At 74.0% G+C, this 10,075-nt stretch carries 9 protein-coding genes; all 9 read left to right on the forward strand.

Annotation, left to right across the window (positions count from 1 at the left end):
• Positions 1-701: hypothetical protein (locus AVP42_RS16695; protein ID WP_067948614.1), on the forward strand; the 701-nt coding region annotated here is incomplete at its 5' end.
• Between the two features lie 127 nt (positions 702-828).
• Positions 829-2,007 carry an RDD family protein gene (locus AVP42_RS10030; RefSeq protein WP_067948616.1) on the forward strand — a complete coding sequence of 393 codons (1,179 nt, stop codon included), beginning with the start codon at positions 829-831 and terminating at the stop codon, positions 2,005-2,007.
• Complete coding sequence (locus tag AVP42_RS10035; protein WP_067948618.1) at positions 2,004-6,485, forward strand: FtsK/SpoIIIE domain-containing protein; 4,482 nt, start codon at positions 2,004-2,006, stop codon at positions 6,483-6,485. The genes AVP42_RS10030 and AVP42_RS10035 overlap by 4 nt, the downstream gene beginning before the upstream one ends.
• 118 nt (positions 6,486-6,603) lie before the next feature.
• Positions 6,604-6,894, forward strand: a complete 291-nt coding sequence (locus AVP42_RS10040) for a WXG100 family type VII secretion target (RefSeq protein ID WP_067948620.1) — start codon at positions 6,604-6,606, stop codon at positions 6,892-6,894.
• A gap of 79 nt (positions 6,895-6,973) precedes the next feature.
• Positions 6,974-7,306, forward strand: a complete 333-nt coding sequence (locus AVP42_RS10045; RefSeq protein WP_067948622.1) for a hypothetical protein — start codon at positions 6,974-6,976, stop codon at positions 7,304-7,306.
• Complete coding sequence (locus AVP42_RS10050) at positions 7,306-8,637, forward strand: hypothetical protein (RefSeq protein WP_067948625.1); 1,332 nt, start codon at positions 7,306-7,308, stop codon at positions 8,635-8,637. Before AVP42_RS10045 ends, AVP42_RS10050 begins: the two co-directional genes overlap by 1 nt.
• Complete coding sequence (locus AVP42_RS10055) at positions 8,634-9,224, forward strand: hypothetical protein (RefSeq protein WP_067948627.1); 591 nt, start codon at positions 8,634-8,636, stop codon at positions 9,222-9,224. Before AVP42_RS10050 ends, AVP42_RS10055 begins: the two co-directional genes overlap by 4 nt.
• Positions 9,221-9,856 (forward strand): hypothetical protein, encoded by a 636-nt coding sequence (locus tag AVP42_RS10060; RefSeq protein WP_067948629.1) that lies wholly within the window; start codon positions 9,221-9,223, stop codon positions 9,854-9,856. Before AVP42_RS10055 ends, AVP42_RS10060 begins: the two co-directional genes overlap by 4 nt.
• Positions 9,849-10,075, forward strand: a 227-nt coding sequence (locus AVP42_RS10065) for a hypothetical protein (RefSeq protein WP_157356787.1), incomplete at its 3' end; no start/stop codon positions are given. The genes AVP42_RS10060 and AVP42_RS10065, both read left to right, overlap by 8 nt.

Genomic DNA, 10,075 nt, shown 5'->3' on the forward strand with positions numbered 1-10,075 from the left:
CCGCGAGCCCCGAGCCGGTGCGCGCCGAGGAGGTCCGACGCGAGACCGGCGTGCCAGAGACGATCGGCGCCGCGGGCGCCGGCGCGACCGCCGCGTCGAGCACGGCGCCGGCCGCGCCCGCGCCGCCCTCGCCGCAGGCGATCTACGTGCAGGCGCCGGCCGAGCCGAAGCCGCGGGGCAACCGCGGGTTCGGTGTCCTGGTGGGGCTCATCGCCACGGTGCTCTTCGCGATCCTCTACGCGGGCATCTCCTATCTCGTCATCCTGACCCAGTACGCGCCGGACGACGCCGCCCGGGTGCTCGGCCAGTTCCTGGTGCAGCCCGTCTTCTGGATCCCGGTGCTCTTCTTCTTCATCGCCTTCGCGCTCCTCGCGCTGGCGCTGAACCGGGCTGCGTGGTGGACCTGGGCGGTGTTCGGCCTGCTCGTCGCGGTCGTCGTGTACTTCTCCTACATCGGGGCGTCGCTGCTGACCGTGGGAGCGTGGCAGTTCACGCCGCAGGAGGCGGGCGACTTCATCGCCGACCGCTGGCTCGACCCGTACGCGATCATCGCCGCGATCGTCGCGCGCGAGCTGCCGATCTGGTTCGGCGGGTGGATCGCGTCGCGAGGCCGCACGGTGGGCGAGCGCAACCGCCTCGCGCGCGAGGAGTACGAGCGACAGCTCGCAGCGGGTCCGCAGCCCATCTCGTCGTCGCGCTGACCTTCGGCCGGTCACGGCCGGCGCGCTACGCTCGGATGTCGGGTGCACACGGTGAGTGCTCCCCATCGACGTGGCACGCCCAGCCTGCTTGGGTGGCTCCCTGACCCTGCACACCCGAGGAGCGCTGTTGAGCATCACCATGCACGCCGACGAGCCGATCCCCGGCGTCGGCGCCGATGGTCGCCCCGATCCCGCCTACGCCGCCGCACTCGGCCTGCGACCGGCGCCCACCGGCCGTCGGGCGGCCGCGTTCGCCATCGACGCGACCGGCTGGGCGCTGCTGTCGATCCCGGCCGTCATCGCCGCCGTGCAGCTCGTCCCCGTGGTGATGGCGGGTTCCGCCACGGATCTCGGCACCCTCGCCGGCCCGCTCGTGCTCTCCGCGGTCGGGCAGGTGCTGCTCACGGCGTACGGCCTCACCCAGCTCGGCCTGCACGGCCGGCGCGGCATCACCATCGGCAAGGCCTCGCTGGGGCTACGATCCGTGAACGCGGCGACCTTCGCCAGGCCCGGGTTCTGGCGCGTCGTGCTGCGGGTCCTCGTCCTCTGGGCGTCGCAGGTGGTGCTGCCGATCGTCGGCCCGGCGATCTGCTTCGCCTCCGGACTGTGGGATCCGGAGGGACGGGGACGCAGCTGGCTCGACCGCGTCGGGCGCTGCCTCGTGCTCGACGTGCGTCGCGGACTCGACCCGTTCGACGGCAAGGCGCTCCGGTTCGCCCGTCGGCAGGTCGAGTCGGCGCCGTTCGCCGAGCGTCCCGACCTGCCGTCGCTCGCGTCCGACCGCGGGATCGACGAGCGCACGTTCATCCCCGCGGCCCGCTCGAGTTCGGGCGTGGTCGCCGCGCCGCCGGCGTCCCGGCCGGAAGCGACCGTCGGCGCGTGGACGCCGCCGCCCGTGGCCGAGGTCGCGCCCCCGCCCGCCACGACGTCGCCCTCCGCGGCAGGCCCGTCGCCGACGGCGACGCGCGCCTCGGCGACCCTCGTCTTCGGCGACGGCGCCCGGGTGGCGGCATCCGGTACCACCCTGATCGGCCGCGACCCCGCGCGCGCCGACGGCGACCCCGAGCGGGCGCTGCTGCTGCCGGTGGCCGACCCGACCATGGGTCTGTCGAAGACCCACGCCGCGGTGGTCGTCGACGAGCACGGCGTGCACGTCGTCGACCGGTGGTCGAGCAACGGCACGGCGATCGTCGAGGCCGACGGACGCAGCCGGGAGCTCGAGGCCGGCGTGCCGCATCCGCTGCCCGCGGGCGCGTCGGTGCGACTCGGCGGGGTCGAGTTCCGGGTCGAGGAGGTGCGCGCGTGAGGCTCAAGCTCGGGTTCCGCCGGCAGAGCGGGCCGGCGGTCGACGTGGTGGTGACCGCCGACGCGACCGCGACGGTCGGCGACATGGCGCGCTCCATCGCCGATGCCGACCCGGCGTCGGCCCACCTGCCGCGCCACGGCGGACCGCTGACCCTGGCCGTGGCGCCGCCGACCTCGAGCGAGCCCGTCGTCCTCGATCCCGACACGCTCGCCGCCGACGCGCCGATCGGGTCGGGCTTCAACGCGGCCGTGGTCTCGCCGTCGTCGCGGTCGGCCGCTGCGGCGACGCCGGTCGCGATCATGCACGTGCACTCCGGACCGGACGCCGGGCGGGAGTTCCCGCTCCGACCCGGCCACAGCGTGGTCGGGCGCGCCGCCGACGCCGACGTGGTGCTCGCCGACCCGCTCGTCTCCAAGCGCCACGCGCGCATCGAGATCGACCAGGGCGTCGAGGTGGTCGACCTGAACTCGGCGAACGGGCTCATCGTCGACGGCGGGCCGGTCTCCCGCGTGCGCGCGCTCCCGGGCGTGCGCGTCACCATCGGCGACACGGTGGTGTCGTTCGCGATGCTCGCGGGCACGGATGCCGCGGCCGACCCCGTGCTCGAACGCGGCGGCGCGCTCATGTTCAACCGCTCGCCCCGCGTCGAGGCCCGCTACCCGGGCACCGCGCACCCGGAACCGCGCGTGCCGAGCGAGGAGAACCCGCGGCTGTTCCCGTGGCCGATGATCATCTCGCCCGTGCTCATGGGCGTGGCCATCTTCGCGCTGACGGAGCGGCCGATGGCGCTGCTCATCGTGTTCCTGTCGCCGCTGATGCTGGTCGGCAACTACCTCGGCCAGCGGATGGGCAGCGGCAAGAAGCTCAAGCAGGAGATCGAGACGTTCGAGGTGCAGCTGGAGCGGCTGGAGGAGACCCTCGAGCGCGAGCGGCACGTCGAGCGCGAGCGTCGCCACGACGAGGCGCCGCCGGTCGCGACGGTGTACGAGCAGGCCATGCGCCTCGGTCCCATGCTGTGGACCCGGCGTCCGGAGCACTGGAACTTCCTCGCGGTCCGGCTCGGGGTCGGTCGGGCAACGAGCCGCAACTCCGTGCGCGAGTCGGAGACGTCGCAGCCCGGCATCGCCCGGTACGCACGCCAGGTGGACGTGCTGCGCGAGCGGTACGGCGAGATCGACGACGTGCCGGTCGTCGAGCTGCTGCCGAGCGCGGGCGCCGTCGGCGTCGCCGGGCCGGCGAACCTCGCCGCCGATGCGCTGCGCGGGCTCGCCGTGCAGCTGTTCGGCCTGCATGCGCCGAACGACGTGGTCGCCGCGGCCATCGTCGACCCCGGCTGGAGCCGGGAGCTCGACTGGCTCAAGTGGCTGCCGCACGCCTCGAGCGACCGCAACCCCGTCGCGGGCGCCGCGCTGGCCGACAGCGCGTCGGCCGGGGCGGCGCTGCTCAACTCGCTCGAGGAGCTCATCCTCGAACGCCTCGACGCCGCGCCGCAGCGCCGCGGACCGCTCGCCGACGACGAGGGGTCGATGGCGCGCGGGGCGCGCGTGGGCACGCCCGGCGGCATCCGCGACGAACCGCGGCCCGACTCGGCGCTCGTGCTCATCGTCTCGGCCGACGCGCCCGTCGACCGTCCGCGCCTCGTCCAGCTCATCGAGCGCGGGGCGGAGGTCGGCATCCACACGCTGTTCGTCGCGCCGACGGTCGCGTCGCTCCCCGCAGCCTGCCGCACCTTCATCGACGTCGCGGATGGCCTCGATCGGGCCCGCGTGGGGGTCGTGCGCTCGGGCGTCGAGTACGCGGAGGTCGCGGTCGAGGGCGTCTCGATGCGGTACGCCGAGGTGTTCGCCCGGCGCCTCGCGCCTGTGGTCGACGCGAGCACGGTCGTGGAGGACGCGAGCGACCTGCCGAGGAGCGTCTCGATGCTCTCGCTCATCGGCGACGAGATGGCCCGCGACGCCGACAGCGTCGTGGAGCGCTGGCGGCAGAACGCGTCCATCGTCGACCGATCGGGCGCGAAGCTGCCGCGGCTCAAGCGGGCCGGCACGTTGAAGGCCTTCGTCGGTCAGGGCAGCCCCGATGCGATGACGCTCGACCTCCGGACGCAGGGTCCGCACGCCCTCGTCGGCGGCACGACCGGCGCGGGCAAGTCCGAGTTCCTCCAGGCGTGGGTGCTCGGCATGGCGGCCGAGTACAGCCCCGACCGGGTCACGTTCCTGTTCGTCGACTACAAGGGCGGTTCGGCGTTCGCGGACTGCGTCGACCTGCCGCACTGCGTGGGCCTCGTCACCGATCTCAGCCCGCACCTCGTGCGTCGCGCGCTCACGAGCCTCCGGGCCGAGTTGCACCACCGCGAGCACCTGTTCAACCGCAAGAAGGCGAAGGACCTGCTCGAGCTCGAGAAGCGGCGGGATCCGGAGACCCCGCCCGCGCTCGTCATCGTCATCGACGAGTTCGCGGCGCTCGCGGGCGACGTGCCCGAGTTCGTCGACGGCGTCGTCGACATCGCGCAGCGGGGCCGCTCGCTGGGCATCCACCTGATCATGGCCACGCAGCGGCCGGCGGGCGTCATCAAGGACAACCTGCGGGCGAACACCAACCTGCGGGTCGCGTTGCGCATGGCGGACGAGTCCGACTCGCGCGACGTGGTGGGCGACCCGGTCGCCGCGGGCTTCGACCCGGCGATCCCCGGTCGGGGCATCGCGAAGACCGGGCCCGGTCGGCTCGTACCCTTCCAGTCGGCCTACGCCGGCGGGTGGACGAGCGACGCCCCCGCCGAGGCCGACGTCCGCGTCGCCGAGCTGCGCTTCGGGTCGACCACCGTGTGGGAGGTCGCGGGGGAGCGGGACGACGACCTCGACCCGGTCGACCCCGGTCCGAACGACCAGAAGCGGATGGTGCAGACCTTCATCCGAGCGGCGAACACCGCGGCGATCCCCGCGCCGCGTCGTCCCTGGCTCGACGACCTGGCGACGACGGTCGCGCTGGAATCCCTGCCGCAGCGCGGCGACGCCGACGTGGTGTTCGGCCTGGCCGACGTCCCGGAGCGCCAGCTGCAGGCCCCGATGTCGTTCACGCCGGACCGCGACGGCGCCATGCTCGCGTACGGCACGAGCGGGTCCGGCAAGTCCACGCTGCTGCGTTCGCTCGCCGTCTCGATCGGACTGCGCCCCGATCTCGGACCGGCCGAGGTGTACGCGCTCGACTTCGGCTCCGGCGCGCTGCGCTCCCTCGAGATGCTCCCGCACGTCGGCTCGGTCGTGCCGGGCGACGACGCCGAACGCGTCCAGCGGATGCTGCGCACCCTCGATGCGCTCCTCGACCGGCGCGGCCGGGCGTTCAGCGAGGTGAACGCCGCCAGCCTCACCGAGTACCGGGAGCTCACCGGCATCCGCGAACCCCGCGTGCTGCTGCTCATCGACGGCTTCGCGCAGTTCAAGGCCGACTGGGACTCCACGACCGTGCGCATGCCCTTCTACAACGTCGTGATGCGCCTGCTCGGCGAGGGCCGCCCGCTCGGCGTGCACGTCGTCGCGACGGCCGACCGCGCGGGCGCCGTGCCGACGGCGGTGAGCGCCAACGTCACCAAGCGCATCGTGCTGCGGCTGTCCGACGAGTCGGGCTACCAGGTGCTCGGCGTGCCGAAGGACGTGCTCGACGACCGGTCGGCGCCCGGACGCGCCATCGTCGACGGCTTCGAGACGCAGCTCGCGGTGCTCGGCGGCACGGCGAACGTCGCCGAGCAGACGAAGGCGCTCGAGGCGCTCGCGAGCCGGCTGCGCGCCAAGGGTGCGCACGAGGCCGAACCGGTGCGGGCGCTGCCCACGGCCTTCGCACCGGGCGAGCTGCCCGCCGAGGTGGCGGGGGAGCCGGCCCTCGGCCTCGCCGACGACACGCTCGCCCCGATCGGCTTCGAACCGGTCGGCACGTTCGCGATCACAGGTCCGCCCCAGAGCGGGAAGACGACCGCGATGCGCGCCGTGATCGATGCCGTCCGGCGGCACGACCCGGACGTGCGCCTGTTCCACCTCGCGGGTCGACGCCCGCAACTGGCCGACCACGCCGAGTGGACGCGCAGCGCGGTGACCCCCGACGAGGTGAAGGCGCTCGCGCGCGAACTCGTCGACGTGATCGGCGACCCGACGGTGCCCGGCCGGTACGTGATCGCCGTCGAGAACGTGACGCAGTTCGCCGACTCCGAGGCCGAGCGGCCGCTGAAGGAGCTGTTCCAGGCCGTGAACCGCAGCGAGCACTTCCTCGTCGGCGACGCCGACGTGGCCTCGCTGTCGAGCGGGTTCGGCTTCGTCGGCGACTTCAAGGCGGGACGCCGCGGCGTGGCGCTCCGCCCGGACGCCTACGACGGGGATGCGGTGTTCAAGACCCCGTTCCCCAAGGTCAAGCGCAGCGACTTCCCGGAGGGTCGCGGGTTCTTCGTCCAGAACGGCCGGGCGACGCTCGTGCAGCTGCCGCTGTCCGGCTGAGCCCGCCGCCGCCGGGTGGGGAGTGCTCCCCATGGCCCCTGCGGGGCGGCATCCGTATGGTGGTGATCACCGTCCGCAGTCGCGGGCACGCATCCCGAACGATGGAAGAGGTTTCACGATGGCCGCAGATTTCGGCGCTTCGTACGGCGAGATGGAGGCGATGGCGAACAAGCTCGCCGACGCTCGCGATGACATCCAGGGGCAGCTCGACCAGCTGAAGAGCTCGGTCGACACCCTGCTCGGCAACGACTTCAAGACGCAGCACGCGTCCGGCAAGTTCGGCCAGGGCTACGAGGAGCTCACCACGGGCCTGAAGAACGCCGTCGACGGCATCGGCGAGATGGGCGAGGCCCTGCGCGGCATGATGCAGGCGATCCAGGACCTCGACCAGCAGCTCGCGGGTCGCTGATCCCGCGCGGCCGCGACGACGGGAGACCGTCGTCGCGGCCGCTGCCGTTCGTCCCAACCCGAACCGAGAGGAACATCACGTGTCCGACGGCGTCGAGATCCCCTACGAGCTGCTCAACGAGCTCAACGGGTCGCTCAAGCGCATCGCGGTCGAGTTCGACCGCGCCGGCGCGCGCTCGGTCGCGCTCGAGTCCGCGATCGGCACCCCGTGCGGGCGGTCGGGGCTGCGCACCGCGGCCGACCGATTCGAATCGGAGTGGGACGACAAGCGCGAGACGCTCAAGCAGGACGTCCTGGCCTTCCAGGAGCGCGTCGACGCGATCGGGCGCGCGTGGCGCGACTGGGACCGCGAGGCGGGCGCGTCGCTCGACGTCGACGCCGAGGCGTCGGCGTCCGGGTCGGGGGGTCGCTGATGGACCGGTCGCCTGCGGGCCGGGAGATCCGGCGGATCCAGGGCGATGCCGCCGGCATCGAGGCGCGCGGCGCCGAGATGGAGACGCTCGGCGCCGAGATGCGCGAGTCGGCGGCGCTGCTGCGCTCCATCGTGGACGGGGCCCGGGGCAAGGGCTACTCGATCGAGGACCTCAAGGACGACGTCGGCGACCTGCACGTCGACCTGGGCCGCGCCGGCGAGCGGTACGAGCCGAGCGGTCGGGTGCTCCGCCACTACGGGCGCACGCTCGGCGAGGTGCAGCCGACGATCGACGACGTGGTCGAGACCTGCGATGAGCTCTGGGCCCGGTACACGGCCGCCCGCGATGCCCACGCGGATGCCGCCGCCAGGCCGCCGGAGCCGGATGCCACTCCCGAGCAGCTCAGCGCGGGGGAGGAGGCGGTCGCGGGCCTGCGCTCCGATCGCGAGCGCGCGTACGACGCGTGGCTCGTCGAGGCGACACGCTACGACGCACCCTACGACACGTGGGACGCGGCCTACGAGACCGCCCTCAGCGGCCTGGAGGACGCGAACGAGCGCGGTGTCAGCGATTCGTTCTGGGACGACGCCCTGCCGGTCATCGAGGCGATCTCGACGGTGCTGGCGGTCGCCGGGGTGGTGCTCGCCGTCCTCGCCATCGTCGTGGGCGCGCCGCTCTTCCTCCTGCTCGGTGCGATCGTCGGCATCGCCGCGCTGGCGACGACGATCTGGAAGGTCGCGCGTGGCCGGGGCGGCGCGTTCGACATCGCCATGGCGGTGGTCGGCATCATCCCGTTCGGCCGGCTCGCCAAGCTCGGCCAGCTGGCCGACGGCTGGTCGGGCGCCGGGCGGTTCCTGTCGGGCTTCGGCTCCGACATGGTCGGGTTGACGGCGCTCCGGGAGGTCCGGGCGTGGCGGGGGTTCGTCGACGTGATGCGCGGTCCGGTCGTCAACTCCGCCGGCAACCTCACGCAGAGCCGCGGCATCCTGCAGCGCATGGGCGCCTTCGCCGACGACATGTCCGCGCTGCGCTACACGGGACCCTCGGGCTGGGCGGCGCGGATCACGGGCGGCACGAGCGGCTCGATCGCCGAGGGCCTGTCCGAGGCCTACGCGCGCTCCGGCGCCGCCGTGACCAACCGCGTCGACGGCGCGCTGCGCGGCACCGTCCTCGACGGCGTGCAGCACGGCGGCTCCGGCGTCGATGCCGCCCTCAACGTGGTCGATTCGATCGGCAAGCCGCTCTACGGCGCCTACGAGCTGGGCGGGCAGGCGTTCGACGCGCTGACCGACCCGGTGGATCGCTGGAGCAGCGAGCTGGCGGCGCGATGACGGGCGGGGCTGACCGCAGGGCGATCCGGCTGGACTACGAGGCGAAGTGGTTCCTGCCCGTGCCGACGGCGTTCCCCTCCGACGGCGCGGACGACGCGACCGCCTGGGTCGATGGCCTGCTCGCCGAGCACGAGGTCATGGAACCGTGGCGCGACCCGTCGCGCCGCGCCGACCTGCGCGAGCTGCTCCTGGCCCAGCACGCCGACCTCGCCGGTCACGGGGGGATCGCCCTCTGGTACTGCCCGTTCGGCCTGCCCGCGTCGGGCGTCGTCGAGATCGCGGTCGAGGATCGGGAGGGCCGGCCGGCCGATCCGCGCGCCGAGCTCGCCGGCCTCCGGGGCGACCTGCCGGTGCGACCCGTCGACGTGCGTGCGCGGGGGCTCGGACCGGGGGTCGGGTACGCGCGCGTGTTCGAGGCGGGCGAGCCGACGACGGATGCCGCAGCGCCCCGCATCGCCGAACTCGGCTACGTCTTCACCCCCGATGCCTGCGCCGTGGCCGTGCGCGCGCGAAGCGCCGATCCGTCGGTGGTCGGCGCCCTCTCCGAGCAGCTGTGGCGGCTCGTCGACTCGGTGGTGCTCTCGTGACCCTGCCCGCGGGCGTCGCCGAGGCCGTCGAGCGCCACCCCGAGCTGCCGCCGTTCCGACTGCTCCTCCCGGCGGGCTGGACGCGCCACCTCCCGACGGACGACGAGGAGCGCGAGTTGCTGGCGCGCATGCGCGAGCGCATCCGTCCGCTCGGGCGTCCGGACCTGGAGTTCCAGCTGACGGCGGGGACCAAGGCGGCCTTCCGCGAGCTGCGCGCGAAGGACGGCATCGCGATGTACCTGCCCACCGAGGTCGGCGAGTCGACGGCGGTGCCGATGTCGATGAGCGCCTGCCGCATCACGGGCCCGGACGGGCGGCCGCTGGACGGCCAGGTCGCCGAGCTGTTCCGACGCCACGGCGCGGAGTTCCTCGGCGACGACCGCACGATCGTCCGCTGGCGTCGCACGTTCGCGACCCTGCCAGGGCTCGAGCGCGTCGGCACCGAGCAGGTCAACCACCTGGTCCCCGTTCCCGGCACGGGCCGGCGCGTCGGCGTCCTGCTGTCCACGGCGATCCTCCGCGATCCGGGCGATCCGGTCGAGGGCATCGACCTCGACGCGCTCGTCGCCTTCGCCGACGCGATCGCGAGCACCTTCGCGTGGGCGCCGTCGCGCGGAGCCGCCGGTGATTGAGCCGGCGGACTGGGCGACGGCGACGCCCGGCGGACGCGACGCGGCCCGGGTGCTCGGCGAACTCGACGCGCTCGTGCTGCGTGATCACCCGGAGGTCCGGTCGCGGGTGGCCGAGCGAGCGGATGCCGCGGTCGAGGCCGCCCGTCGGGCCGCTGCCGGCGGACGGCCGCGTCGCTCCGCGGCGGACGAGCTCGCCCGCGCCGCGAGCGCTGCCGAGCG

It is taken from the genome of Agromyces sp. NDB4Y10 (genome assembly GCF_001620055.1).
In the GTDB taxonomy this organism is placed as follows: Bacteria; Actinomycetota; Actinomycetes; order Actinomycetales; family Microbacteriaceae; genus Agromyces; species Agromyces indicus.

Coding starts and splice junctions, on each gene's coding strand:
- AVP42_RS10040 (WP_067948620.1), top strand. CDS start 6,604: ATGGCCGCAGATTTCGGCGCTTCGTACGGCGAGATGGAGGCGATGGCG.
- AVP42_RS10055 (WP_067948627.1), top strand. CDS start 8,634: ATGACGGGCGGGGCTGACCGCAGGGCGATCCGGCTGGACTACGAGGCG.
- AVP42_RS10050 (WP_067948625.1), top strand. CDS start 7,306: ATGGACCGGTCGCCTGCGGGCCGGGAGATCCGGCGGATCCAGGGCGAT.